We start from the raw sequence: 24710 nt of genomic DNA, 5'->3' as shown, positions 1-24710 counted from the left end.
GGGCTGGGCTGAATGAGTGATTCAAAAAGTGTCCGGACACTCATTCAAGGTTCCGCGTGGTGGAACTGCCGACTAGGCGACATGTCGACAGAAGCTGTCCATTGTGGACTAATGGGCGATCCGCGGCGTCGGTCCGAGGAACGGGAGCAGTTCCGTGCCGTCCTGAAGCGCGGAGAGGGTGCGCAGGACTCCGGCGCCGCCGGTGGCGACGTCGGCGGACAGTCGTAGCAGGCGAGTGCCGGGGAAGGCAAGGCCGCCGCGGAACGGGACCGCGTACCACGAAAGCCGCGTCAGGTGCCGGTCGATCGCGTCCTGGGTGCGCCGGTCCGGGGTGCTGCTGAACGCCAGCCCGGCGGCGAGCCCGCAGCGGCCGTTCAGCAGGCCGGGATGGAGCGCGAATTCCCCGCGGCACGCGACGCGCAGCGCGGGCAGGCTGCGCGCGGCCTTCGCGTCGAGGCGGTACCGCGCCAGCTGTTCGGTGACGATCAGGATGCCGGCGCTGCCGATTCCCGCGCCGCGGCGCGAACCCCGGTTGCCGTCGCGGACTGGCAGCGAGCCGTCGAGCGCGGGGACGCATTCCTCCAGATCGCGTTCGAGCGCCTGGTCGGCGAACGACAGCCAAGCGGGTTCGCCGGTGCGTTCGTAGAGCCTCAGGAACAGCAGCGCTGGGCCGGACCAGCCGTACAAGAGTCCGGCCTGCGCCGTCGCGCCCGGAGGTTCCGCGGTGTCGAGCGCCTCGGCCAGCCGGATGCCGATGTTCAGCGCCTGCCTGCCGAATTCGTTGTCCCCGCGGGTCGCGGCGAAGTGCAGCCGGGTCAGGCCGATGCCGGCCAGCCCGCTCGCCAGGTCGTGGCCGACGGTCTGGTCCACCAGCGCACGCGACGCGGCGAGCAGATGGGCCGCGGCCTTCCGGTAGCCGAATTCCTCGAGCACGTAAGCGATTCCGTGGCTGCCATCGTAAAAACCCGCACGGCTGGGCTGTTGTCCTTCGACCGCGTCGAGAAGCCACTGCTCGTGTTCGGGGAAGCGGCCGACACCCGCGACGTGCAGCGAGTGCAGGACACCCGCCGCGCCGGTGCCGAAGGTCGCGCCGCCGACGCGGAACTGCTCGATGTCGCCGGGGAACAGGCGGTCCAGGCGGTTCGGGGTCGCGCACGCGAGCAGCGCTTCGGAGATCTGCTTGCGCACCAACGTCCAATCGGGACGGGGCTCGTCGAGTTCGGTGTGCGCGGGCTCGGTGTGCGGCGCGATGCCGTCGGCATATCCGGCGGGCAGCGAGAACCGGCGTTCGGTGAGCTCAGCGGCCCAGCGGAGGCGTTCGGGCACCAGGTGGTAGAGCGGGGCCAGCGGAAGGAAAAGGCGCAGCCGCAGAGCCGTTTCGTCGCGGTCGAAGCCGGTCAGCGACACCGTGCCGGTGCTGTCGACCAGGATGTTGTGCGGGTTTTCGAGGACGACGCCGCGTTCGGCGGCTTCGGCGACGATGCGATCGACTTGCGCCAGCACGGACAGCGCTTGTTTGCGGTAGGCGGCCAGGTCGCTTTCCGGGCAGTCGCGGCGAGTGAGCGGGTAATGCCGGGTGAGCCAGGCGTCCAGCGCCACGCCGGGCCGGTACTCCCGCACCAGGTAGTGGCGCTGCCCGGCGAGGTACGCGTGGGTTTTCGGGATGCCGGGGATTCCGGCGAGCCGCTGGAGGAGGTCGTGCTTGCGCTCCAGCCGGGCGACCGCGTCGACGCCGTTGCCGTCCAGCCCGGTGTATGGCCAGGCCTCCTCGACGAGCACCTGCTCGCCGCCGCGTCCGGCCAGGTAGACGGCGGTTCCGTGGGCCTGGCGGAGTACTTCGACGACGGGATGCGGCGGCTCCGGCGCTTCGGTGTACTCCGCGACGCAGTCGGGAATCCGGACCCAGCCGGGCACGGAGAAGTCCGGGCCTTGGTGCTCGGGTTCGAGCGCGCTGCTCGGCCTGCGCAGGGCGGGCACGCGGGCGCCGCCGTACTCGGTCCACAGTTCGGTGAATCCGCCGTAATGTACGTGAATCGGGCATTCTCCGCAGCGGAGGGCGCCGTCGATATCCGGTCCTGGTTCGCCGGTGAGGAGTTCGGAAAGATCGTCGAGGATGCGATCCAGTGTGTTATTGTCCGGCGGATAAATAGTCGCGAGCGCGCCCGTTCCTCCGGTTGTCGGATATTCGGCATTGTGATCGAGGAATATCGACCGGGAACGCAGGTGCCGGTGGTGCAGGCCGTGGGTCCGGCAGTACCCGCGGACGCGGTCCAGTACTCGCTCGGCGTTGCCGGGGGCGGCGGAAATCTCTACGGCCCAGCCCTGTTCCGGCAATGCGGCGCCAGGCGGGCGGAGGTAGCGCCAGTGCTCGGTTTCCTCTACTGTCCACAGTGGACTCGGCGGGGCGGCGGCCAGGTCGTCGGCGGATATTTCCCGTCGGCGGTCGAAGAACCACGGATCGGCGAGGCAGAATGCCTCGTGCCGGACGTTCATAAAAGTCGACCTTTCCGCGTGTGCGCTTCTCCGGTGCTCCGGCGACGGAAACCATTCCCGCACAGCTTCGCCGCCGCGCCAATCCGCCAATTCAGCGTTCGGCAGACCCGAGCGGGGCGCGGATAAAACCGGCACTGGCGAACCGAGCGTGATTCCCCGTCGCCCGGTCGAGCGGGATTTCCGTGGCATTCGGGAATTGACGGAATGCCAGGAACCCGTTCCGGTGAACGTGGCCCCGGCCACGCCGTCGGCCCCTCGCCCGTCCGGGGCGGTCAGCCAGGCGGGTACGTTGAGCCCGGCGGGCAAAAGGAGGAACGGGTGATCGTCGGGTTCGCGATAGCGGTCGCTGGATGCGCGGCGCTCGTCGCGCTGTGGAGTTTCGTCCAGGCCGCGCGCAAGAAGCTGCCGGACACCCCGCTGCTCGTCGCGCTCGGCGTGATCGAGGTGCTGCTGGTCGCCCAGCTCGTGATCGGGATCGTGCTGCTGGTCAGCGGCCACCATCCGGGCAGTCTCGCGACCTACCTCGCCTACCTGATCGGCTGCCTCGTCGTGCTGCCGGTCGGCGCGGCGTGGGCGCTCGCCGAGCAGAGCCGGTCGAGCACGGTCGTGCTCGGCATCGCCTGCCTGGCCATTCCGGTGATGGTGCTGCGACTGAACGAGGTGTGGAGTGGAGCAAGCGCGTAAGACGGCCACCGGTCCCGGCCGGATCCTGGTCGCGGTGTACGCCATCTTCGCGCTCGCCGCGACGTCGCGGGCGGGCGTCCAGATCGGCACGAAATTCCACGAGGCGCCGCTGGCGTACGTGCTGTCGGCCTTCGCCGCGGTGGTCTACATCCTGGCCACGATCGCGCTCGCCCGCGGCGGCCGGACGTGGTGGCGGATCGCGCTGGCCGCGTGCACGGTCGAACTGCTGGGCGTGCTGACCGTCGGGACGCTGAGCATTTTCGACCGGCAGGCGTTCCCGGACGCCACGGTGTGGTCGGTGTACGGGCAGGGGTATCTGTTCATCCCGCTGGTGCTTCCGGTGATCGGGCTGTACTGGCTGCGCCGGACGCGGGTCTGAGGAACAGTACGCGGAACTGTCCGTAGCGGCGGTGGCGGCAGAAGAACAGGTGGTCCCCGGCTACTTTCGCCGGTTCTGGTTCCTGGGCGGCACCTTGATGATCAGGGTTCCCCGTCCCCATCGGAACCGCGGCGACGATGCCGCAGAAACGAGAGACCATGCGTTTGCGCACCTGTTTCCTCGTGCTCGCTACCGCGCTTGGCCTAGCCGGATTCGCCGGTCAGGCCGGCGCCGCCACTGCTCCGTCTCCTGGCCCGGCGATCATCGGCGGCGGCTACGCGTCCAACGCCCCCTGGGCGGCGCGGCTGTTCGTGAACGGGCAGCAGAACTGCACGGCCACGATCATCGCCCCGCAGTACATCCTCACCGCGAAGCACTGCGTCGCCTCCAGCGGGACCTACACCTTCCGCATCGGCAGCCTCGACCAGAGCAGCGGCGGCACGATGGCCACCGGCGCCGCGATCACGCGCTACCCCGGTGCCGCTGACCTGGCCATCGTCCGGCTGTCCAGCTCGGTGAACGCGACGTACTCGCCGCTCGGCACGTCGACCGACGTCCGCGCCGGACAGACCGTGCAGGTCTACGGCTGGGGCGCGACGAGCCGGTGCGGTTCGGAGATCAACTGCCAGTCGCGGTACCTGAAGGTGGCCAACGTGCGGGTGACGACGCCTTCGTGCAGCGACTACGAAGGCGGCGTCGCGGTCTGCGCGACCTACGGCGACGGCATCACCGCCGGCGGCGACTCGGGCGGCCCGATGTTCGCGTCCGGGCGACAGGTCGGCGTCGCGTCGACCAGCGACCGGCAGAGCAGCACCGCGTACACCAACATCACGCGGTACCGCAGCTGGATCTCGCAGGTCGCGGGCGTCTGAGTTTTCCGACGTCTGATTTTGTCGGTGGTCCGGCCTAGTGTTGGGAGTGCGCACCGCTTCCGTTGCGCGGAGGAGGAGAACGATGCCCGACAAGCTGATCCCGGGGCCGGACCACCCGATCACCGTTGAGCCCAACCCCGCGCGGGTGGTGGTCAAGGCAGGCGAGAAGACCATCGCCGACACCACCCGCGCGCAGGTGCTGCGGGAGGCCAGCTACCCGCCGGTGCAGTACATCCCGCTGGAGGATGTCGACCTGGCGATGCTGTCGCCCACCGAGCACAAGACGCACTGCCCGTACAAGGGCGACGCTTCGTACTACAGCCTCGCCGCGGTACCGGACGGCGAGAACGCGGTGTGGGTTTACGAGGCACCGTACGACGCGGTGGCTCCGATCAAGGGACACGTCGCGTTTTATCCGGACCGGGTGGAGATCGAGGAGGTCGGCTGAGGGGTATTCGGTTGGCCTGGGGCTGATCTCGGTTCGCGGCCGCGTGTGGTCCAGAGCCGACGCCAGCTGACTGCCTGTCCCGGTGCGTGGCTGACCGTGGTCCGGAGCTGACTTCGGGTTGATCACCCGTCCGGGCTCGGAGTTACTCTTGGCCCGTGCCTATCTCGGCTGAGAGTTCTGCTTGCCCCGTGGCTGATCGTGGCGTGAGGCTGGCCTGACCTCGGCTCGGCGTTGCGGCCGATGCAGTGCTGGCCCCGGTTCCCTGCTGAGCCTGGTGCGGGGGGTCGATCCCGGTCTGGTGTCGATCCCTGGCTGTTTGCCTAGCCTGCCGGGTGGTTGCGCCGGGTTCGGCGCTGAGGCCGCTTTGGTTCTGCTTGGCCCGGTGCCGGTCTTGGCTGGCTGCTGGTCCTGGCCAGGAACTGGGTCAGCGATCGACTTCGAGCCAGGATGCTTCGCCAGCCTGTTGCAGCGCGTTCCACAGCAGGTTGAGCGGATGGCTGTCCGGGTACGAGGAGCGTTCGCCGCGCCGGGCGAACACGCCGACGAGCAGTTCGAGTTTCGGCTCGATGTCGTCGACGAGGCCGATTGTGCGCAATCCGGAGGCGGCGTGCAGGCGGTTTTCGCCCGCGGCTTCGCCGAGTCCTTGGGTGACGAGCATGCATCCGCGGATCAGACCCGAACGGAGCAGTTCGAATCCGTATTGCGCGGAGTCGATCTCGGCTACGATGTCGAGCCGGTTGCGGTAGTCGGAGCCGAACCAGCCGCGCATAAAGTCGTTGATCACGCCGCCGCTGGGCACGACGAGCGGCAGTGTCGGCAATTCACTGGTGCGCACGGACTCGCCGGGCTTCGGAGTGTCCATATTGGACACGATGCCGAGGCCGCTGCGCCGCCATTCGAGCACGTCGACGGAGTCGAGCGCGTTGGTCGTGACGACGCTGCCGCACACCAAGTCCACGTCCTTGGCCAGCAGGCGGTCGATCAGGTCTTTGGTGCGCACGTGCACCACGTTCAGCTCGATGTCGCGGGCGCGGAACTGCTCGGCCACGAGATCGCCGGCGTGGGCCAGGCTGCCGAGGGTGTAGCGAGTCGCGCCGACGGTGAGCGTTCCGCCGAGTTCGCGGCGGCATTCGTGAATGGTGTCCAGCCATTCGGTAAGAGTGCGGCGAGCCTGTTGTGCGACGGCGCGCCCGGTGTCGGTAAAAAGAACGTCGCGGCCGCGTCCCTGGCGGTGCAACAATGGTTCCCCGCACAATTCGGAGAAATTGCGGTTGAGAGTGTCGAGTTGTTTTTGCACACTGGACTGGTCGCGGCCGAGCGTACGGGCGGCGGCGAGGGCGGTTCCGGTTTCCGCGACCGTGATCAGCGTGCGCAACTGGTCGAACGTCGTGTCGAGCAGGGCAGGTGACGAGCGCAGGAGCCTGCTGAGCACGTTGAACGACGGCGACCGGAACGGGCTGGGTGCGGACATCTGGCAGGACTCGCCTTCTCATTCTCATCGCGGACGCCGGAGAGCCTAACCTGGCCTTCCTGATCTCGTGGCCAGTTCAAAAAATCTGCAGATTTTATCGGCGAACCAGTGGACGGCGCAAGCAGTCGGCGGGAAACTCCGTGACGCTTGATTCGATTGCTGATCCAAGGAGTTCGACAGAAGTGAGTTCGTACAGTTCCACCGGCGCGCGACGATCCCGCACCCTGACCATCGGCGGGGGGCTGGGATTGCTCGGCGCGCTCAGCGGGCTGCTGTGGGGTGCGATGGTGCTGGTGCAGGGCGAGGGTTGATCCGCCCCGCCGTGCAGGAATACCTGCAGGCCGAGGGTCGAGAACTGGCCTCGAGCGGTCTGCTGACGGCCGACGACCTGACCGGAATCGCCATGTCTTCGTTCAACAGCCGCGCGGCGATCTGGCTGGTCATCGGCCTGGTAACGCTGGTGTCGGCCGTGATGGTCCTGGCCGCGCACAACTGGGCGCGAGTGGTGCTGACGGTGTTCGCGGTCTTCGACATCGGCCTCGGCCTGCGCGACCTGATCGACCTGAACCCGGCGCTCCTGAACGCCTTCGACGCGGTCGCGGTACTGAGCCTGCTGGCGGTGCTCGTGGTGCAGTGGCTGCCCGGCGCCAACCGAGCGGTGCGGGCGCGGAAGAACGCGGTGATTGCGCGGAAGGCCGCGGCGTTCGCGGTCTGAGGTTCTTTGAGGGCCGCGGTTTTCGCGGGCGGCGCGTTCTGAGGGGTCGTGCCGCTCGATGAAGCCGACCTGCCGGGGTGGTGCCGGAGGGCAACAGTGTTGGGGCAGTGCTCGAGGTGGCTGCTTCACCGGCAGTGTTGTGCGGAGCGTTCGCGGAGGGGCGTGTGCTTCGCGCGGAGCGGGCTGTTTGTGGACGGTGCCAGAGAGGCGACTGTGCCCGAGGGCGGTGACCGTTTCACCGGCAGCATTGCGCGGAGCGATTGCGGGGAGGCGAATGCTTCGCGGGGAGTGTGTCGTGAGGGTGCGGCTATCTGAGAGAGGCAGTGCCAGAGGGCGGTCGTGAGGGGTGGCGTTCGAGGCGCATCCGTTTGAGGGGACGGATGTCTGAGAGGGACAGCGCCGCCGGAGGGACGATCGCTCGAGGGATGCGGCTATTCAAGGGATAGCACGGGGGAGATGTCGTTGAGGGACGGTGCCTGAGGTGCGGCCGGTTGAAGGATGTTGCTGGAGGGGCGATGTTCCGACGGGCTAGTCGGCCTTCGAGGGCAGCACCCGAGCGCGGCCGGTTGAAGGATGTTGGCGGAGGGATGACGTTCGAGGGGACCAGCCAACGTTCGAGGGACAGCGCTTGAGGGCCGATCGCCCGGAGGGCGTTGCCGGAGGGGCGATGTTCGATGGGCTAGTCGGGCTTCGAGGGGTAGCGCTTGAGGGGGGCGGCGCTTGAGAGCCGATCGCCCGGAGGGCGTTGCCGGAGGGGTGACGTTCGATGGGCTAGTCGGTCTCGCCGGGCAGGGCTTGAGGGGAGCGGTGCCTCAGGCGCGGCCGCCTGAAGGGCGTTGCTGGAGGGCGATGTCCGATAGCCAGCCAGCCCGAGGCGCAGCCCTTGAGGAGAGTTCCGTTCGAGGGGGAGTTCCGCCTCGCCGCCTGATGGGTGGCGGGGCGGGACCGGGTCTCGAGTCTGCTTCTGTTGCGGGCCAGCCGTTATCGCGTTCCGGCGACCCTCGTGATTTGGTCCGGAGGGTCGACTGAGATCCGTCGAGGCAACAGGTCTTGTGCCGTTATGCCCCGAGAGTCGGCGGAGTCGGACGCATGCCGGTTTCCGGGTCGACGGCGGTACCGTCATCGGCGAAGAGATCTACATCAAGAACGTACTTGCGTTCGTGCTCTTCGTCTTCTTCGTTCTTGCCACGTTGGCCGCCGGGTGCTGCTGCGCCGGGCAGGCCTTTTCCGCCGGGGGCAACGCGTTCTGCGCTGAGTCGGGAGGCTGCGCCTTCGCTCGCACCGGCTCCGGAGCGGGGGCCTGCTTCGCCGCCCAGTCGGCCGGAATTGGCGCCGGGGCGGCCGGAGCTGCCTTCGCTGCCGGGGCGTCCTGGGGTGCCGAGTTTGCTCGGGTCGCTGCCAGTGCGTCCGGAGCTGCCGCCGCCACGGGCGGAGCCGCTGCCGATGCGGCCGGAGCCGCCTAGGCGTTCTGAGATACCGCCGGGGCGTTCGGTCCCGGGGACGCTGATCGGTGGGATGCCGAATTCGTTCGCCGGGCCGGGTGCCGAGGGAGACCTCGTTCCGCCGCGCCACGGGGTTTCCACTGTTGGACCGGAAGGCGGCGGCGTGTATCCGGAGGTGCTGGTGTGGTCGTTTTCCCTGCCAGGCGGGGTATTCGCGGCCGAGTAGCTGTGCGGGGAAGAGCTGGCGGAGGGAGTGAACGTCGAGCCAGGACCGCCGGTCGCGTGGTGCTCGGGGGCAACCGGGCCGGGCTGGGGCTGGGGCTCGGCGGAGGGGCGCTGCTGGATGGTCACATCCCCGCCGTCGTAAGTGCCGATCTTTCCGTAGTCGACCTTCAGCTGCTGGGTGTTTCCCTGGCTTTCCGACGTGAACTTCTCATACGTATCAAGGTTTTTCTGCTGCGCACTGTCATGTTCCAGGAGCTTGGACATGACGTCCGCGTTCATCAGACCCGCCGCGGGCGTCGGGCTTCCCGCGGGTGCGGGCGGGATCGACGTCAGCTGATTCCGCAGGTTCTCGTGCATGGCGATACCGGTGGCGTGGGTGTTTTCGTTGGCCGCGAACGCCTGGTGTGCGTCGATCGCCGAAGCACGGACGCGGCGCAGGCGTTCGGCGACCAGGTCGGCGCCTTGGCCGGTCCAGGAAGACTCGAGCTTCGTCAGCGTTCCGGACATGTCCTGGCTGATCGCTTCCAGCTCACTGGCAACCTCGTGTGCGGAGGTCGCGCCGGTATGCCAGCCGCTGGGGTCCGATGCGTGCACTTCCTTGACGATGTCCTCGATCGGCACCGTCAGTTCCTGGTGCTGGTCCAGGTATTGCTTGATCGGCTCCCAGAATTTCATGTCACCGGCCGGCTTTCTGCTTCAGCGTGGTGATGACGTTTCCCGCGACGGAGACCGCGAGCGGGCACGGGTCGATCTTGTTCAGTTTGGTCTCGCCGGGCGCGGCTTCGACCATGAAGGAGAGCTGGTCGGTGACGCCGACGTTGACATCGCACGAGTTCGTGATGGGGCCGGGCTGGGTGCTGTAAGCGACGGCCGGGAAACCCTGGATGGGCGGGAGCACGTCGAAGCGTTTCATCTGCGGTCGGACGTTGGCGTAGACGTTGCTGAGGCCGTCGTTGGTCTTGCCGAAGAACGACAAACCGATCCGGGCGTGGGTGTCCGGGCTGATCCAGTCGCAGCTCGGGACCGCCGAGTTGTCCGGTTTCCCGGTCACCGCCGAGCCGAGCTGGAAAGTGAGCTGATCGGGGGTGAGCGCTTGGCACGGGCCGTCGGCGAACACGGTGTCGGGGAGCGGGTTTTCGACCTTCGGCGCGCCTCCGTAAGGCAGCGACGGGGACGACGGCGCCGAACTCGTCGGGGTGCCGTTGGTGGGCGTTGAGCAGCCGGCGGCCAGGACTGCGAGGGCGAGTACTCCGACGATCGTGCGCAGGTTCATCCGAAGTTTCCTCGAGAGCCGGTGCCGGGATTGGATTTCTGGACCGCCGCCGACTGCTCCTGGTCGCTCTGGCCGATCGCGGCCAGCGCTTTCCTGATCCGGTCGATCAGCTCGGTGACGTAATCCAGCTGCAAGTCGATGTGCCCGCCGCCATAGGAGAACGCGCCCAGCTTTCCGCTGCCGTCGCCGACCATGGCGATGTGCATTGCCATCGTCGAAGGATCTTTCGACGGCGGCTTCATGCTGCACAGGGTGGAAACCTTGCGCTTCATGACTCCCAACCTGTCCTGATAGCCGAGCAGCTCCTCGAGAACCTGCTTGGCCACGTCGATGTCCAGCGAAAACCCGTTCGCCGCGGGCTTGGCATCGGCAGGGTTGAAGACCGAGAACTCGACGTCCTCCCACACGCGAAGCCCTCCCCATGTTCGGTGTCAGCAAATGCAGACAGCTAACAAAGTAGCTGATCACTCACTGCCTGTGTGACGTTCTCCGAAATGCGGAAGACGACTAGACATTAATGCTCTAGACGCAATTTCTATGTTAATCCAGGAATGCGCAGGTTGAGTCGGGATGTTCCGTCGAAACCGCCAGTATGCGCGGTTCGGCGCTCCGAAGTGCCTCGCAGACAGTGGGCTAGGAAAGCGCCCGCTTCCACACTTCGGCGGCGCACCGGCACAGTTCGGCGGGCTCCACCGCGGCCGGGTCGAGGAGGCACTGCAGTGCGATGCCGCGCAGCTGTCCGACGATGGCCACGGCGAGTTGCTCCGGGTCCGCATCGGCGCGGATGGTGCCCTCGGCGATGCCTGCGGAGATCTCCTCCCGCAGGTCGTCGCGGAAGGCTTGGTCGCGTTCGCGGAAGATCGGGGCCAGTTCCGGTGCGGTCATCGATTCCGCCCACAGCACCAGGAAAGCCCGGCTCAACACGTCCGGCTCGGCAAGCTGGGCGAGGTAGCCGTCGATCAGCCGCAGCAGGCGGTCCAGGCCGGGTGGCAGCGCGTCCAGGCCGGGGACGAAGCCGGTCTGCGTGGTGCGGGCGAGTTGTTCCAGCAGCGCTTGTTTGCCGCCGAAATGGTGCGTGACCAGACCGCGGCTGTATCCGGCACGTGAGCCGACCCGGGCCAGGGTCACGGCGCGCACGCCTTCCTCGACGACCAGTTCGGCGGCGGCTTCGAGCAAAGCGGCCGACGCCTGGTCGCGGCGTTCCTGTTGAGTGCGGCGCGTGGTCACGGGAAGAAACTCTACAACATACTTGCCAGCTGACAAGCAAGTATGCGTAGAGTGGGATCGACGAGAGGGAGGAAGTCCGATGACCGCAGTTTTCGTCCACGGCAATCCGGAAACCGCCGCCGTGTGGGAGCGGCTGCTCGCTGAGCTGGGCGACCGGCCGGTCGTGTGCCTGTCGCCGCCTGGATTCGGCGCGCCGTGGCCCGAAGGGTTTGGCGCGACGGCCGTCGAATATCGCGACTGGCTGATCGCCGAGCTGGAGAAATTCCCCGAACCGGTCGACCTCGTCGGCCACGACTGGGGCGGCGCGCACGTGCTCAACGCCGTCATGGCCCGCCCGGAGCTGGTGCGCACCTGGGCCAGCGACACGGCGGGCGCGTTCGACCCGGATTACGTCTGGCACGACCTCGCGCAGGGCTGGCAGAAACCGGGCGTCGGCGAGGAAGCTGTCGCGGCGATGTTCGGTGCGCCGGCGGACAAGCGGGCGGAACGCCTGGTCGGCGGCGGAATGCACGAGTCGGTGGCCGCCAAGGTCGCCGAGGGGATGAACGACGACATGGCTCGCGCGGTGCTCCCGCTTTACCGGTCCGCGGCGCAGCCGGCGATCGCGGAGTTCGGCCGGAATCTCGAACGCGCGGCGGAGCGGCCGGGGCTTGTCGTGCTGGCGACCGAGGACCATTTCGTCGGGACGGACGAGCAGCGCCGCCGCGCGGCCGAGCGGGCCGGGGCGAAGGTCGCGGTGCTGGAGGGGCTCGGGCACTGGTGGATGACGCAGGATCCGGTCCAGGGCGCGCGAATCCTCACGGAGTTCTGGGAAGCGTCCGAATAGGACAGTTCAGGCGCGCGCGACGAGATGGAACACCCGGCTCATCCGCCGGTACGGATCTCGTCGCGCCGCCTCCAGCTCCACCTCCGCGATTTCGGCGATCCGGCTCTCGTCGGTGTCCAGGTCCATCCAGTCCGAGAACAGCCAAACTCCGTACCAGGCAAGCGGTTCGGCCCCCTGCCCGACGAGCAGCCGCGACAGCCCCGCCACGGTGTCGGCGCGCGTGTCCACTCCGAGGACGCCCCGCTCGCCGCGCGCGTCGAACGCCGTCAGCGCGTCGCTCCACCGTCCTTCCAAAGCTGGGAGCACGGCCAGCGTCTCGGCGTTGAGCGCCATCACGGAGACGATCCCGCCCGGTGCCGCGCAGGCGCACAGCGCGTCGATCATCGGCACGGGATCGTCCACATACATCAGCACGCCGTGGCACAGCACCGCGTCGAATTTCTGGCCGCCGACCGCCCCGGCGGCGTCCTCGCCGCGGCTGCGCACCAGCCGGACGCGCTCGCGAACCTCGGCTGACTCCGAAGCGAGCCGCTCCTGCGCTTTCGCCAGCATCGCGTCGGACGAATCCAGCAGGACGACGTCGTAACCCAGGCGTGCCAACGGAAACGACTGATGCCCGGCCCCGCCGCCGACGTCGAGCACCGTGGCCGGCGGCGGAGGCAGGTGCGCCAGGAGCTGCTGATGCAGGACGTACGTGCGGACTCGACCCTTGACGGTCGCGTACGCGCCTTCCACGAACGGACTCGCCAGCGCGGCCCAGGCGTCGGTCTCCATGCTGTTCATACTGCGCCCGGACGTGCTCGATCAGCACGACCTGCGGCAAGATCGTCCGCTCGGCTGTTCGCGTACCGTATGGTTTTGGTCACGTCGGGCTCGTCGGATGAGGGGGACGCAAAGGCAATGGGCGTGCTGGGTGCGCATCCTGGAGGGATCGAGGTTCCGCATCAGGTCCCGCCGACCCCGCAACGGTTCGTGAACCGCGCCGGGGAACTGGCCAAGGCACAGGCCCTGCTCGGCGGAGGGGACGGCCCGGGTACCCGGATCGCGGTCTTCAGCGGGTTGCCGGGCGTCGGCAAATCGTGGCTCGCCCGGCGCTATGTCGAAGAGAACCGAGGGGTGTTTCCCGGCGGGGAGCTTTACATCGACTACGGGGCCGCGGGCCAGGGAACGGAGGCGGTGAGCGACGCGTTGACGTCGTGCCTGCTCGCGCTCGGCGTCGCGAACGAGGCGATCCCGGCACGGTTGACCGACCGGGCCGCGCTGTTCCGCACGAAAACGGCCGCCGCGCCGACGCTGGTGGTGCTCGACGACGTCACCGATCCCGCTCAGGTGCTCTCTTTCGTGCCCAACTCGCCCGGCAGCGCTGTCCTGGTGACGAGCAACGCCCGGCTGACCGACCTCCGGTTCGAAGGGGCGGAGGTACTGCCGGTGCCCCCGCTGGACGACGAGTCGGCGATGCACTTGGTCCGGGAACTGTGCGGTCCGGCGGTGACCGCCGACGAGGCCGGACTGCGTCGCCTGGTCCAGGAATGCGGTGGCCTGCCAGTGGCGCTTCGCGTCGCGGTGCAGCGGTTGCTCAGCAGTCCCGGCCTCACCGTCGGTGCTCTGGCCGAGACGATCGCCGAACACGGTGACGACAAGACGACCGCGACCTTCAGAATGGGCTATGCGGAGCTTCCCGCTCCGGCGGCCCGGGCGTACCGGCTGCTCGGCGCGGTGGCCGCGCCCGCGGGCGGATTCGACCTCGACCTCGCTGCCGCCGTGCTGGACGGCACGGCCGCGGAAACCGGCCAGTCGCTGGGAATCATCGCCGAAGCCGGTCTGCTCCAGATCGAGCCGGGCGAGGTCTTCCGCTTCCACACGCTGGTTCGCCGCCATGCCGCGGACCGAGCGCTGGCCGAGGACTCCTCGGGGGAACTGACCGCGGCGGCACGGCGGCTGGTCGAGTTCCTTCGCGGGCGTGCCGCGTTCGCCGACCTCACGGTGACCGGATCCGGCCGGTACCGGAGCCCGCGGTACGCCGAGGTGCTCAAGACCGGCGAGAGTCCGTTCGGCGAAGACCGGCCCGCGGCGTTGGACTGGCTGGACACCCGGCGGCCGGCGATCGCCGCCGCGATCCGCGCGGCTTTGCGGCACAAGTGGTACGACCTGTCCGCGCAGCTGGCAGAGGCCGTGACCGCGCTTTACGCGAACCGGCGTTATCTCGTGGACTGGACTGAGACGAGCGCCGTCGGCGCACAGGCGGCGGCCTTGGCGGACAACGCCGCCGCGGAGGCCCGGTTGCGCAGTTTTTCTTCGCGCGCGTGGGTCGAGCTGGGAAGGCCGGAGCGGGCACGGTCCGAATTGGACAGTGCATTTTCCTTGCTGGACAAGGTGACCGATGTCCGCCTTCGGGCATCGGTGTGGGAAATGGACGGCCGCTACCACGAAACGCAGGGCGACTGGGAGCGAGCGCTGGCGTCGTTTCGGCGTTCTCTGGAACTGTTCGACAGCGTCGAAGACGGCCGGGGTGCGGCGTCGCTGACCTACTTCATCGGCTGCGCACAACTGGCACTCGACGACGTCCTGACCGCCGAGAAGACCCTTCTCCGTTCGCTCAGCCTGCTCGAGCAGCACGACGCCAAAATGCTCGGTCGCGCGATGCGGACGCTTGGCCGCCTCGAAACAGCGCGCGGACAGGATGCCGCGGCACGTGAGTGGTTCGCCAAGTCTGTGCGGGTGCTGCGGGACAACGGCGATCTGTTCCACGAATCGTGGACGCAGGAAGACGCGGCAGAACTTGCCGGAAGGCTCGGTGACCGTCAGGCGGAGCGGGCCGCGGTGGCGAGGATGGCGGAGATCCATGCCCGGCTCGGCAGCGACCGGGTCGCCGAATTCACCCGGCGGCTGGCGGAACTGGACGGTCGGTGACCTCGATCCGCATGCGGCATCGGTGCGGTCCGAACTCCACCGGGAACTCGGTGGCAAGCGGGGATTCCGTTCGTACCCGGGCGAAGGCGGCGGCCGCCGCGATCGTGACGGGAACGTCCGCGGTCGTCGTCAGCCACAACCGGCGGCCGTCGCGAGTCCGCGCGGCATACCGGCCGGAGCCCACGCTCGCGACGGCGAATTGGGCCGGATACGCGTCGAGGGTCTGAGCCGTCCATTCCCACGCGGATTCGGCGCCGGCCGGTTCGCCGCGGCACAGTACGGAGGCGCGTTCCGCGCACCGAAGGTCGCGCACGCTCTCCTCGACCACGAGCGGCCACTCTTCCTCGCTTTGCGGGATCGGCCACAGGTCCGAATCGTGCTGGAACGCGGCCGCCGGACGACGATCGACGGAGACTCCGCCAGCGGAGGCGGGAGTGAGCCGGACGCGGAACGCGGCGGGTTCGCGATGCTTCCACGGCACCGGATCGGGGGCCCGCAGCAAGGGAGCGGATCGTTGCGGCTCGAGGGCGAGCAGGTCGTACAGAACGCGCTGGATCCGGTCCGCGGCTTCGCCGCGATGTTCGAACAGGCGCGAGGTGACCGGCTGGTACCGGGTGGCGTCGTAATTTTCGACAGCGGCGTCCACCTGCGCTCGGAGGTTTTCGCCGGGGTCGAGGTGCGGGGCCAGCTCGTGGAGCGCGGCGACCGGCGAGCCCGGGACGGTTTCCGTGGCGGGCTCGGTAAGCAGCAACGGTCTCCCGATCCCGGCGGAGTAGAGGCCGAGGCTGCCGTGGTCGGTGAGCACGAGGTCCGCGGCGACGAGCGCGGCGTGCCAGCCCGCCTCGGGCGGGAGTACCGCCGCTCCGGAGTCGAGTTCGTCGGAGAACCCGAGTTCCAGGAAACGCGTGCCGTGCTCGGCCCACACTCGCGGGTGGAGGACCAGGCACAACCGATAGCTGTCGTACGGGAGCCCCGCGAGCAGCGTGCGGAGCAAACCGGGGTGCCTGGCGATGCCCGATTCGGGGCCCCAAGACGACGCGAAGACGATCAGCCGGCGGTTGTCGGCGCCCAGTCGGCGTCGATAGCGATTCCGCAGCGGCAGGCTGGCGGTCAGTTGGTCGAGCGTGCTGTCTCCGACAACTTGTGTGCGGAGCCCTTTGCCGGAGTAGGCGGCGCGAAGCTGGTTGTCTTGCTCCGAGGTGGACAACAGGATGAGGATGCGGCCGGTGGCGAGCGCGTCCGGACGAGGCAGGCCTGCCAGATGCCCGTCGGGCCACTCTTTGTTGAACCCGAAGCCATGCGCGAAGAGCACCACCGGTCCCTTCGTGGCCGCGAAGTCGATGTTCTCGCTCGCGGTCAGCACTAGGTGGCAGTCGTCGCCGACGGCGGGGAGCGCGGTCATGGAGGTGTCCGCGACACCGTGGTCGCGGAGCAGTTCAAGAGTGCCCGCGGGTGCCTGGGACGAGCTGCTGATCGCGTAGACGTACTCGATTCGCAGGTCGTTGTGCAGCAGTTCCTGGACGTCCAGAAGGCGGGCGACGGAGTTGCGGTTGTGCCCGACGAACACGACTCGCCGCTCGGGAACGAAAGTTGTCCCGGCTCCCGGCTCCCGGCTCCCGGCTCCCGGCTCCCGGCTCCCGGCTCCCGGCTCGTTCATTGTACCAGAGTGACTACTCTCCGTGTTCGACGTGGGAGGGTTTCCGCTGGACATCCGGTGTTGTCCCCCCTGTTCGTCGCACGGCGTGATCTTGGCTCAACGATAGTTCCTCCGATGTGCCCGGATGCTGGCCGGTTCACGACGGCTGGCTGGTGCGGCTGAAGGGGCTGCGCAGATCGATGTCGGCGCGGGCCGCGGTGAGAAAGTCCTCGACGGCGGCGGAGAACGAGGCGCGGGCGGTGTCGTATTCGGGACGTCGCCGCTGGTCGATCGCACCGCTGTGTCCCGGTTCGGTGGAGGTGCGGATGGCTGTGACGGTGTCGCGCAGTGTTTCGGCTGTGGTCACTGTCGCGGCCATCCGGTCGGTCACGTTGCGATGTGCCAGCAGCCGGGCTTCCGCGGACACCGCGCGGAGCCGTTCCACCAGCGGGTCGACCGGCTGAGGCGGGCTGTCGGGCGGGGTCGGCCAGACCGGGGCTTGGCGCAGGTCGTTGGAGGCGGCGAGGAAATCGCGGTACAGCTCGAGCAGCTGGGCGGTCCACTGGAACCGGGTCTCCCGCCGGGCTTTGCGGTAGTCCATCCAGACTGTCACGAGCAGAGTCAGCAGTACGCCGCCGAGCGCGATGAGCGGAGTCGTCCACGCTGAGGTCGAATTCATGTGCGGACGGTACCGGCCGAAAATTTTTTCCGGAGGCATGTGCAGAACCGCCCCGCGTCTCCGACCTCTCCCCGTAAGACCCCGAAACCACGAGGAGCAAGACCATGAAGTTCCTGATCAGCCTGCACATCAATCAGTCCGTTCTCGACGCGCTCACCGAGGAGGAGAAGGAAGCCCTCGGCAACGGCGTCACCGCGTTCATGGAGTCGACGAAGAAGTCCGGCGAGCTGATCGCCGCCCAGGCGCTCGCCGACCCGTCGCAGGCCGCGGTGGTGTCGGTCCGCAACGGGCAGCCGGTGGTCACCGACGGGCCGTTTCTCGAGTCCAAGGAGTTCCTCGGCGGCTACTACATGATCGACGTCGAGAGCAAGGAGCGTGCGATCGAGCTGGCCGCGCAGATCCCGGACGCCGCGATCGAAGGCCTGGGGGTCGAGGTTCGCCAGGTGATGTTCTCGGAAGGACAATTGGAAGCGTGAACCCGCCCGCCGTCGAGGACCTGCTGCGCGAACTCGTGCCGCAGGTTCTTGGCGTGTTGGTGCGCCGGTACGGCCAGTTCGAAGGGTGCGAAGACGCGGTGCAGGAGGCCGTCCTCGCCGCTTCGCAGCAGTGGCCGGTCGAGGGCGTGCCGAACAATCCGCGCGGCTGGCTGTCGACGGTCGCGTCCCGGCGCTATGTCGACCAGTTGCGCAGCGACCAGGCGCGCCGCGAGCGGGAGCTGGCGAACGCCGTCGAGGCCGCGCCCGAGGTGCCGGACACCGACGACACGCTGCTCCTGCTGTTCCTGTGCTGCCATCCGACGCTGACTCCGGCGTCGCAGACCGCGTTGACCCTGCGCGCGGTCGGCAGACTGACCACGGCCGAGATCGCCCGCGCGTTTTTGGTACCGGAGGGCACGATGGCTGCCCGGATCAGCCGTGCCAAACAGCGGATCAAGGCGGCGGGCAGTTCGTTCCCTGGCACCGAAAGCCCGGAGCGGCTGAACGTCGTGCTGCAGGTGCTGTACCTGATTTTCAACGAGGGCTACACCGCGTCGTCCGGCAGCGATCTGCACCGCGCCGACCTGGCGTACGAGGCGATTCGCCTGGCCAGGATGGTGCACGCGCGGCTGCCGGACGACAGCGAAGTGACCGGTCTGCTCGCGTTGATGCTGCTGACTCACGCCCGCCGCACCGCCCGTACGACGGCGTCCGGTGATCTGGTCCCGCTGGCCGATCAGGACCGTTCAACCTGGGATCGCGCGATGCTCGACGAGGGCACTGAACTGGCGAAAGCGTCATTGGCCGGTTCGGAGCTCGGCCCGTATCAGCTGCAGGCTGCCATCGCCGCGACGCACGCCGACGCGGAGACGGCGGAGGAGACCAACTGGCGGCAGGTGCACGCGCTTTACCTGATCCTGGAACGGATCGCGCCCAATCCGGTCGTCACGTTGAACCGCGCGATCGCGCTCGCCGAAACCGAGGGGCCTGAGGCCGGGCTCGCTCTGCTGTCCACATTGGACGGTGAAGAGCGGGTGGCGCGGCATCACCGGTTGCTGTCGGTGCGGGCGCATTTGCTGGAGAAAGCCGGGGATTTGCCTGGCGCGTACGAGAACTACCGGCTCGCGGCCAAGGCGACGGCGAGTATCGCGGAGAAGCGTTATCTGGAGTCCCGGGCCGCCCAGGTGCGCGAGTGAATTCTCCGCGACCGGCCTCGCGGGCGGCTCCCGAGTTCGAGTAGGTTGCGCTGCGTGTCCCGGACGTCTGCGAGCGTGCCTGACGAGGTCATGCACGTCTCGATCGTGGACCGGCTGTTCGCCCGCGAGGACGACGTACGGCCGCTGTTCACCCACCAAGAGCACACCCGAGGCGTCGAGCAGACGCTGACGTGGACGGAGTTCGCCGCGAAAGTCCGGATCGTGGCCGGGGAATTGCGCCGGGTCGCGGAACCGGGCGAGCGCGTCGCGATCCTCGCCGGACAGGAACTCGCTTACCCGCTGGCGTTTTTCGGCGCTCTCGCCGCCGGGATGGTCGCTGTTCCGCTGATGCTGCCAGGGAACCGCGCGCAGGCCGACCGGCTCGCCGGCGTCCTCGCCGACTCCGGCGCGCGAGTGTGGGCGACGTCGTCGGCCGTGGCGGCGAAGGTGCGCGAGTTCAGCGATCCTGGCGACCTCGTGGTGGTGGACGAGCTGTCCGGACCTGGCATCGACCCGGTCCGCGTCGATCCGGAAAGCCCGGCCTACCTGCAGTACACGTCGGGGTCGACGCGCGAACCGGCGGGCGCGGTGATCCCGCATCGGGCGATCGTCGCGGCGTGCTGGCAGGCCAGCCAGGCCTACGCCTCGGACGAGCAGACGACCTGCGCGGGCTGGATCCCGTTCTTCCACGACATGGGCCTGATCCAGCTGCTGTGCCTGCCTGTTTACGTCGGCGGCCGGTCGGTGTTCATGTCCCCGGCGGAGTTCGTGCACCGGCCGCAGCGGTGGCTGCGCCAGCTCTCGGATTACCCGGCCGTCTTCACCGCGGCCCCGAATTTCGCCTACGACCTCGCGGCTGACGTCGGCGCGGAGGAGGACCTCGATCTCTCGGACGTCCGGGTCGCGCTCAACGGCGCCGAGCCCGTCCGGCCGCGCACGGTCGAGCGGTTCCACGAGGTCTTCGGCCCGCGCGGGTTCCGTCCCGAGGCGCACCGTCCGTCCTACGGGCTGGCCGAGGCCACGGTGTACGTCGCGAGCGCGGGAGACGAAGGGCCGCGTGGCGCCGTGCTTGACCGGGAAGCCCTGGCCCAGGGGCGGGCCGTCGAAACGCTGGACGGCCAGCCGGTCATGTCGGTCGGAAGGCCGGTCGGGCAGCTCGTCCGGATCGTCCACGACGGACACGAGCAGCCCGAGGACGCGGTCGGCGAGATCTGGGTGCACGGCCCGAACGTCGCGTCCGGCTACTGGGGACGCGGCGACGCGGAGGCGTTCAGCGGCGTCCTCGACGGGCTCGAAGGCTGGCTGCGCACCGGCGACCTTGGCGTCGTCCACCGCGGCGACCTCTACGTCACCGGCAGGCTCAAGGACCTGATCGTCGTCGACGGCCGCAACTTCCACCCGCAGGACCTCGAAGCGGCGGCGGGCGAGGCGCATCCGGCGATCCGCCGCGACCGGGTCGCCGCGTTCGGCGTCGCCGACGACCAGGGCGAGGGCGCGATGGTGGTCGCGGAATGGGCTCGCGGCGCGGAAGCCGAGGTCAAAGACGTGACCCGGGCGGTGCTGCGAGCGGTGTCGCGGGAGCACGATCTCGCTCTCCGTGCGGTACACCTGGTCCCTTCTGGCGGACTTCCGCGCACTTCCAGCGGGAAGGTCGCCCGGTCCGCCGCCAAAGCGCGTTACGGTGGCGTGCGTGGGTGATCACTGCGCCGAGGTCACGAAGGTCGTCAGCGACACCTTCCGGCTCGACCCGGCCCTCGTCGTGCCCGACGCTCCGCTGGAGGAGCTCGGCATCGACTCGAAGGGCCGGATCCGGCTTCTCGCGGCGCTGGAGATCTACTACGACGTGTCGATCGATCTGGACGAGCTCGATCGGTTCACCGACGTGGAATCCGTGGCGGACGTGCTCGCGGAGGCCCTGGCAACAAGCCGAGCTGAGGAGAAGCACTGAAATGAGCGGTGGGGGCGGGTACACCGCGACAACCCAAGCGTTGTCGACGGCGTCGAAGAACATCGGCGACCTGGCGGAGAAGCTGCTTGACGACAATCCAGACCTCGAACACTCCGAGCTGACCAAGGAGAAGTTCGGCCGGGTGCACCAGGCGCACGCCGACAAGTACCTCGAGGGCGCCAAACAGCTGTGGGGCGCGCTCTCCGGCTACAGCAAGGCGCTCGAATCGTTCGGCACGAACATCAAGACCGCCGGGTCGGCCTACGGCAAGAACGAGGACACCCAGTCCGACAACATCACCAAGACCGGCAACGGCGTCGACGGGATCCTCTGATGGCGGACGAAAACAAGCCGAAGACGTGGCCGGACGTCAAGAAGCTCCTCGACAACTCGGCGGTGCCGCCGGAGCTGAAGGACGGCCTGCTCCGGGCGTGGGTGCACGAGCACCCGAATCCCCAAGGCGATGAGGGCCAGGACGTCGCGAAGTACATCAAGTCGTACGGACGGACGTTCATCCCCATCCCGAAGAATCCGTTCGCGGCGCCGGGCGGGGCCCCGCCGCTCGAGCAGGTCTACGAAGAGGCCCGGCAGAAGGGCCAGCAGAACAGCTACAACCAGGACGAGAAGAAAAAGGCCGTCGACCAGGGCAAGGACGAGCTCGGCAAGAAGAAGCCGCCTGCCCCCGGTGAAGGCAAGGACGCCGCGGCCACCGGCACGAAGACGTCCGACGAACTCTTCGACCCCGCCGCGGCCGCGCTGCGGGTGTTCGAGACCTTCGGCGGCCTGCTCGAGAAGATCCCCGACGATTGCAAGGGGAACACGCGCAAGCTCGACCTCGACAAGGACATCCGCGGTCCGTTCGACGAACAGCGCGGGATCAGCTTCGAGAGTTTCGTCAACGACGCCATGCATTTCAAGCACGGCTCGGAAACCGTGAAGTCGACGCTGACCGAGACCGGCACCGAACTGGGCACTCTGTTCGGGACCTGGACCGGAGCTGGCGCCGACGCGGCGTCGGACAAGTACAACGAGAGCATCCAGAAGAAGGCCGCGAAGCTCGGCGACGACCTCAACCACGCCAGCGAAGCGACGCTGGCGACCACGAAGACGCTGTTCGACCTGTGCAAGGGGAAGGCCGACCAGGTCATCGCGCTGTACCGGGACCAGGTCGGCAAGGCCGACTACACGATGGCGCAGAAGGTCGTCGCGGTCGCCAACGGCGAGCACGGCAGCGTCAACGACCTGGCCCAGATCGCCGGCTGGATGGACTACAACTTCGGCACCAACCTGGTCAACACCCTCAACGACCAGGGCTGCTGCGACGACGACGAGATCCAGAGCCACGGCAAGGACCTCGCCAAGCAGTGGATCATGAACCAGTTCAACCCCGACATGTGGGACAACGTCTACAAGGGCTTCGAGAAGGCCTGCAAGGACGCCAAGGACCTCGTCGACAAGGCCTACGACACTCTCGACAAAGAGATGGGCAAGATCAAGAACAAGTTCGAGGGCGCCAAGGACGGCGGTGCCGGCGGCTCGGGCGGTTCTGGTGGTCCCGGGGGTCCCGGCGGCGGCGGTCCTGGCGGTGGCGGTCAGGGGCCTGGCGGCAACAACAAGGGCAACGGTTACGGCGGCAGTCAGGGCAACGGCAACGGCAACGGCCCGGGCGGTCCCGGCGGCGGGCATGGCGGCGGTTCCGGTGGCGGTTACGGCGGCGGGTCCGGTTCGGACACGCCGCAGGGCGACCACACCGGTGGTACTGGCGGTGGTCCCGGCGGCATCGGCGGCGGTACTGGTGGCGGCACCGGCGGCGGATCCGGCTCGGGTGGCGGGTCCGGCAGCGGTTCTGGCTCCGGCGGGGGCGGCGGGAAGGTTCCCGACCTCGACGTCCCGTCCGATTCGCCTGGCGGTGGTCCGCTCGGCGGCGGTTCGGGCGGTGGTCCCGGCGGCGGGACCGGCGGGGGCGGTCCGGTGGACGGCCCGCCGATCAAGACCGATTCCGGCGGCGGCTCCGGCGGCGGGTCTGGCCCCGGTGGTTCGGGTCCGGGTGGTTCGGGTCCCGGTGGGTCGGGTTCGGACGGCGGACAGGACCACACCCAGTCCGACGAAGAGGCCAAGCAGCGGGCCGAACAAGAGGCCAAGCAGAAGGCCCAGGCCGAGGCCAAGCAAAAGGCCGAGGCCGCGATGGACGCGCTGAAGAAGGACTCGCAGGGCAGCCACGGCGGCGCTCCGCTCGGCGGTCCCGGCGGCGGCGAACCCGGTTCGACCGGCCCCGACGGCAAGGGTCCCGACGGCAAGGGCCCGGACGACAAGGGTCCTGGCGACGACAAGAGCCCTGGCGACAAGGGCGGCGGCGGTTCCCCCGGCGGCGGCGGTCCGGTCGACGGTCCGCCGATCAAGACCGACCCCGCCGACGGCGGCCCCGGCGGCGAAGACGGCAAGCCCGGCGAGGACAAGAACCACGACGGCAAGCCCGATGACGACGGCAAGAGCCATGACGGCAAACCGGGCGAGGACAAGAACCACGACGGCAAGCCCGATGACGACGGCAAGGGTCACGACGGCAAACCGGGCGAGGACAAAAACCACGACGGCAAACCGGACGACGACGGCCGGGATGTCCTGAAGGTCAAGCAGGGCGACAAGACCTTCGAAATGTCCGAGCCGGACCACGACGGCAAGATGGACATCAAGATCGGCGAGGGTTCCGGTCCCGCCAAGGACTTCAAGATCGACTGGTCCGACGACAAGTCCGCGCACGACGGCGGGGGCGGCCAGCAGCACGGCGACGAGGTCCACCACCCCGGTCCGGACGGCAAGATCCACCTCCGCGACGGCGACACGAAGATCACCGCCGAGCGGCCGGACGGGCCGAACGGGCCCACCGTCGTCACGGTCGACGACGGCAAGGGCAACCCGACGACCTACACGCTCGGCGAGGAGGACAAGCAGCAGGGCGTGCACGAGGTCGACCACCGCCCCGAGACCGGGCGGCACCACGCTGGCGACGGCCCCGGCCAGCACGACGACGGTCCCGGTAAGCACGGCGGCGAGCACAAGGGACCCGACGGCAACGGGCACGGCGGAGCTTCGCCCAGCAGCAGCCACCCGGTGCGTCCGCTGGAAGGCGGTCCGGGCCCGGAGATGTCGCACACGGGCGACCCGCTCGGCGGGCATCCGGGACGTCCGCTGGAAGGCGGACCGGGCCCGGAAATCTCGCACTTCGGCGACCCGCTCGGCGGGCACCCGGGACATCCGCTGGAAGGCGGGCCGGGTCCGGAAATCTCGCACACCGGCGGGCACCCGGCAGGCGATCCGGCGCATCCGGCGGGCGGCGGCCCGGGGAATGCGGACGTTCCGGGACACCCCGCGGGCGGTCCGGCCCAGCCGCTGCACCACGGCGTCACGAGCGGGGCGCCGGGTCACCCGATCGAGGGCGGCCCCGGTCCGGAGATCTCGCACAGCGGCGGTCCGGGCGTGCCCGCGGGCGCCCCGAGCGCTCCGCTGCACGGCGGGCCCATGGTCGGGGTCGACAGCACGCCCATCGCCGGCACCCAAACCGGCGGTGGGTTCTCGCAACCGGCGGGCGACCATCCCGGCGGCCAGGGTCAGCCCGGCGGCAGCGGGATGCCCGGCATGGGCGCGATGGGCGGCGGACACGGCGGCGGTGGCGGCGGCGAGACCGAGCGGCGCGCGGCGTACCGGGTGGAGGGCGCGGTCTTCGACAACCTCGTCGAACCCGCCAGCCGGATCACTGGTTCACTCGACGATGACGACGACGCGCCGATCATCCGGACCAGGTAGGAGGAC

The 24710-nt window shown here is 68.8% G+C and carries 23 protein-coding genes; 14 read left to right on the top strand and 9 right to left on the bottom strand.

The window, feature by feature from the left end; genetic code table 11:
* Positions 1-108 precede the first annotated feature (108 nt).
* Positions 109-2493 (bottom strand): serine/threonine protein kinase, encoded by a 2385-nt coding sequence (locus AB5I40_RS24845; protein WP_370932455.1) that lies wholly within the window; start codon positions 2491-2493, stop codon positions 109-111.
* Between the two features lie 318 nt (positions 2494-2811).
* Here AB5I40_RS24845 and AB5I40_RS24840 point away from each other — a divergent pair, with 318 nt between their 5' ends.
* From AB5I40_RS24840 to AB5I40_RS24825, 4 genes are all read left to right on the top strand, one after another.
* Positions 2812-3177: a hypothetical protein gene (locus tag AB5I40_RS24840; protein WP_370932454.1), complete on the top strand. Its 366-nt coding sequence runs from the start codon at positions 2812-2814 to the stop codon at positions 3175-3177.
* Positions 3178-3199: 22 nt separating this feature from the next.
* Positions 3200-3556, top strand: coding sequence for a hypothetical protein (locus AB5I40_RS24835; RefSeq protein ID WP_344288297.1), 357 nt, complete (start codon positions 3200-3202; stop codon positions 3554-3556).
* 158 nt (positions 3557-3714) lie between these two features.
* Positions 3715-4428: a trypsin-like serine protease gene (locus AB5I40_RS24830; RefSeq protein ID WP_370932453.1), complete on the top strand. Its 714-nt coding sequence runs from the start codon at positions 3715-3717 to the stop codon at positions 4426-4428.
* A gap of 82 nt (positions 4429-4510) precedes the next feature.
* Positions 4511-4876 (top strand): DUF427 domain-containing protein, encoded by a 366-nt coding sequence (locus AB5I40_RS24825; protein WP_370932452.1) that lies wholly within the window; start codon positions 4511-4513, stop codon positions 4874-4876.
* Positions 4877-5300: 424 nt separating this feature from the next.
* Here the strand turns inward: AB5I40_RS24825 and AB5I40_RS24820 are convergent, their stop codons facing one another.
* The gene (locus AB5I40_RS24820; RefSeq protein ID WP_370932451.1) at positions 5301-6347 is read right to left on the bottom strand and encodes a LysR family transcriptional regulator; all 1047 of its coding nucleotides are present in this window, start codon (positions 6345-6347) and stop codon (positions 5301-5303) included.
* A gap of 182 nt (positions 6348-6529) precedes the next feature.
* On the opposite strand from AB5I40_RS24820, the gene AB5I40_RS24815 reads away from it, so the two are divergent.
* Together AB5I40_RS24815 and AB5I40_RS24810 are read left to right on the top strand one after the other, a co-directional pair.
* Complete coding sequence (locus AB5I40_RS24815; RefSeq protein WP_370932450.1) at positions 6530-6658, top strand: hypothetical protein; 129 nt, start codon at positions 6530-6532, stop codon at positions 6656-6658.
* Positions 6655-7062 (top strand): hypothetical protein, encoded by a 408-nt coding sequence (locus AB5I40_RS24810; protein WP_370932449.1) that lies wholly within the window; start codon positions 6655-6657, stop codon positions 7060-7062. The genes AB5I40_RS24815 and AB5I40_RS24810 overlap by 4 nt, the downstream gene beginning before the upstream one ends.
* A gap of 1058 nt (positions 7063-8120) precedes the next feature.
* On the opposite strand, the gene AB5I40_RS24805 is transcribed toward AB5I40_RS24810, so the two are convergent.
* From AB5I40_RS24805 to AB5I40_RS24790, 4 genes are all read right to left on the bottom strand, one after another.
* On the bottom strand, positions 8121-9404 hold the full coding sequence (locus AB5I40_RS24805) for a hypothetical protein (protein WP_370932448.1): 1284 nt from the start codon (positions 9402-9404) through the stop codon (positions 8121-8123).
* 1 nt (position 9405) lies between these two features.
* Complete coding sequence (locus tag AB5I40_RS24800; RefSeq protein ID WP_370932447.1) at positions 9406-10002, bottom strand: DUF3558 domain-containing protein; 597 nt, start codon at positions 10000-10002, stop codon at positions 9406-9408.
* A complete protein-coding gene (locus tag AB5I40_RS24795) occupies positions 9999-10409 on the bottom strand; it encodes a hypothetical protein (protein ID WP_370932446.1) in 411 nt (136 codons plus the stop codon). Before AB5I40_RS24795 ends, AB5I40_RS24800 begins: the two co-directional genes overlap by 4 nt.
* 226 nt (positions 10410-10635) lie before the next feature.
* Positions 10636-11229 (bottom strand): TetR/AcrR family transcriptional regulator, encoded by a 594-nt coding sequence (locus AB5I40_RS24790; RefSeq protein ID WP_370932445.1) that lies wholly within the window; start codon positions 11227-11229, stop codon positions 10636-10638.
* A 79-nt stretch (positions 11230-11308) separates the two neighbouring features.
* Here AB5I40_RS24790 and AB5I40_RS24785 point away from each other — a divergent pair, with 79 nt between their 5' ends.
* Positions 11309-12055 carry an alpha/beta fold hydrolase gene (locus AB5I40_RS24785; RefSeq protein WP_370932444.1) on the top strand — a complete coding sequence of 249 codons (747 nt, stop codon included), beginning with the start codon at positions 11309-11311 and terminating at the stop codon, positions 12053-12055.
* A gap of 6 nt (positions 12056-12061) precedes the next feature.
* On the opposite strand, the gene AB5I40_RS24780 is transcribed toward AB5I40_RS24785, so the two are convergent.
* Positions 12062-12829 (bottom strand): methyltransferase, encoded by a 768-nt coding sequence (locus AB5I40_RS24780; protein ID WP_370932443.1) that lies wholly within the window; start codon positions 12827-12829, stop codon positions 12062-12064.
* A gap of 126 nt (positions 12830-12955) precedes the next feature.
* Between AB5I40_RS24780 and AB5I40_RS24775 the strand changes: the two genes are divergently transcribed.
* A complete protein-coding gene (locus tag AB5I40_RS24775; RefSeq protein ID WP_370932442.1) occupies positions 12956-14965 on the top strand; it encodes a hypothetical protein in 2010 nt (669 codons plus the stop codon).
* Here the strand turns inward: AB5I40_RS24775 and AB5I40_RS24770 are convergent.
* Together AB5I40_RS24770 and AB5I40_RS24765 are read right to left on the bottom strand one after the other, a co-directional pair.
* Positions 14931-16622: a hypothetical protein gene (locus AB5I40_RS24770; RefSeq protein WP_370932441.1), complete on the bottom strand. Its 1692-nt coding sequence runs from the start codon at positions 16620-16622 to the stop codon at positions 14931-14933. The two genes, AB5I40_RS24775 and AB5I40_RS24770, sit on opposite strands and share 35 nt — an antisense overlap.
* Positions 16623-16758: 136 nt before the next feature.
* Positions 16759-17280 (bottom strand): hypothetical protein, encoded by a 522-nt coding sequence (locus AB5I40_RS24765; protein ID WP_370932440.1) that lies wholly within the window; start codon positions 17278-17280, stop codon positions 16759-16761.
* A 104-nt stretch (positions 17281-17384) separates the two neighbouring features.
* On the opposite strand from AB5I40_RS24765, the gene AB5I40_RS24760 reads away from it, so the two are divergent.
* The 6 genes from AB5I40_RS24760 to AB5I40_RS24735 all read left to right on the top strand — a co-directional run bounded on the left by AB5I40_RS24760 (position 17385) and on the right by AB5I40_RS24735 (position 24704).
* On the top strand, positions 17385-17756 hold the full coding sequence (locus tag AB5I40_RS24760; RefSeq protein WP_370932439.1) for a YciI family protein: 372 nt from the start codon (positions 17385-17387) through the stop codon (positions 17754-17756).
* Complete coding sequence (locus AB5I40_RS24755) at positions 17753-18952, top strand: RNA polymerase sigma factor (RefSeq protein WP_370932438.1); 1200 nt, start codon at positions 17753-17755, stop codon at positions 18950-18952. Before AB5I40_RS24760 ends, AB5I40_RS24755 begins: the two co-directional genes overlap by 4 nt.
* 90 nt (positions 18953-19042) lie before the next feature.
* The gene (locus AB5I40_RS24750; protein ID WP_370940598.1) at positions 19043-20650 is read left to right on the top strand and encodes a fatty acyl-AMP ligase; all 1608 of its coding nucleotides are present in this window, start codon (positions 19043-19045) and stop codon (positions 20648-20650) included.
* On the top strand, positions 20643-20900 hold the full coding sequence (locus AB5I40_RS24745) for an acyl carrier protein (protein ID WP_344287866.1): 258 nt from the start codon (positions 20643-20645) through the stop codon (positions 20898-20900). Before AB5I40_RS24750 ends, AB5I40_RS24745 begins: the two co-directional genes overlap by 8 nt.
* 1 nt (position 20901) lies before the next feature.
* Positions 20902-21234: a hypothetical protein gene (locus AB5I40_RS24740; RefSeq protein WP_370932437.1), complete on the top strand. Its 333-nt coding sequence runs from the start codon at positions 20902-20904 to the stop codon at positions 21232-21234.
* The gene (locus AB5I40_RS24735) at positions 21234-24704 is read left to right on the top strand and encodes a hypothetical protein (RefSeq protein WP_370932436.1); all 3471 of its coding nucleotides are present in this window, start codon (positions 21234-21236) and stop codon (positions 24702-24704) included. Before AB5I40_RS24740 ends, AB5I40_RS24735 begins: the two co-directional genes overlap by 1 nt.
* The last annotated feature ends 6 nt before the right edge of the window (positions 24705-24710 follow it).

The organism is Amycolatopsis sp. cg13, assembly GCF_041346965.1.
In the GTDB taxonomy this organism is placed as follows: Bacteria; Actinomycetota; Actinomycetes; order Mycobacteriales; family Pseudonocardiaceae; genus Amycolatopsis.
The sequence above is the reverse complement of the archived record's forward strand: the minus strand, read 5'-3'. Positions and strand labels throughout refer to the sequence as shown.

Bases quoted from the DNA above. Each gene is read 5' to 3' on its own strand.
- AB5I40_RS24845 (WP_370932455.1), bottom strand. From the start codon at position 2,493: ATGAACGTCCGGCACGAGGCATTCTGCCTCGCCGATCCGTGGTTCTTC.
- AB5I40_RS24830 (WP_370932453.1), top strand. From the start codon at position 3,715: ATGCGTTTGCGCACCTGTTTCCTCGTGCTCGCTACCGCGCTTGGCCTA.
- AB5I40_RS24825 (WP_370932452.1), top strand. From the start codon at position 4,511: ATGCCCGACAAGCTGATCCCGGGGCCGGACCACCCGATCACCGTTGAG.
- AB5I40_RS24820 (WP_370932451.1), bottom strand. From the start codon at position 6,347: ATGTCCGCACCCAGCCCGTTCCGGTCGCCGTCGTTCAACGTGCTCAGC.
- AB5I40_RS24805 (WP_370932448.1), bottom strand. From the start codon at position 9,404: ATGAAATTCTGGGAGCCGATCAAGCAATACCTGGACCAGCACCAGGAA.
- AB5I40_RS24800 (WP_370932447.1), bottom strand. From the start codon at position 10,002: ATGAACCTGCGCACGATCGTCGGAGTACTCGCCCTCGCAGTCCTGGCC.
- AB5I40_RS24785 (WP_370932444.1), top strand. From the start codon at position 11,309: ATGACCGCAGTTTTCGTCCACGGCAATCCGGAAACCGCCGCCGTGTGG.
- AB5I40_RS24780 (WP_370932443.1), bottom strand. From the start codon at position 12,829: ATGGAGACCGACGCCTGGGCCGCGCTGGCGAGTCCGTTCGTGGAAGGC.
- AB5I40_RS24775 (WP_370932442.1), top strand. From the start codon at position 12,956: ATGGGCGTGCTGGGTGCGCATCCTGGAGGGATCGAGGTTCCGCATCAG.
- AB5I40_RS24770 (WP_370932441.1), bottom strand. From the start codon at position 16,622: ATGAACGAGCCGGGAGCCGGGAGCCGGGAGCCGGGAGCCGGGAGCCGG.
- AB5I40_RS24765 (WP_370932440.1), bottom strand. From the start codon at position 17,280: ATGAATTCGACCTCAGCGTGGACGACTCCGCTCATCGCGCTCGGCGGC.
- AB5I40_RS24760 (WP_370932439.1), top strand. From the start codon at position 17,385: ATGAAGTTCCTGATCAGCCTGCACATCAATCAGTCCGTTCTCGACGCG.
- AB5I40_RS24750 (WP_370940598.1), top strand. From the start codon at position 19,043: ATGCACGTCTCGATCGTGGACCGGCTGTTCGCCCGCGAGGACGACGTA.
- AB5I40_RS24740 (WP_370932437.1), top strand. From the start codon at position 20,902: ATGAGCGGTGGGGGCGGGTACACCGCGACAACCCAAGCGTTGTCGACG.
- AB5I40_RS24735 (WP_370932436.1), top strand. From the start codon at position 21,234: ATGGCGGACGAAAACAAGCCGAAGACGTGGCCGGACGTCAAGAAGCTC.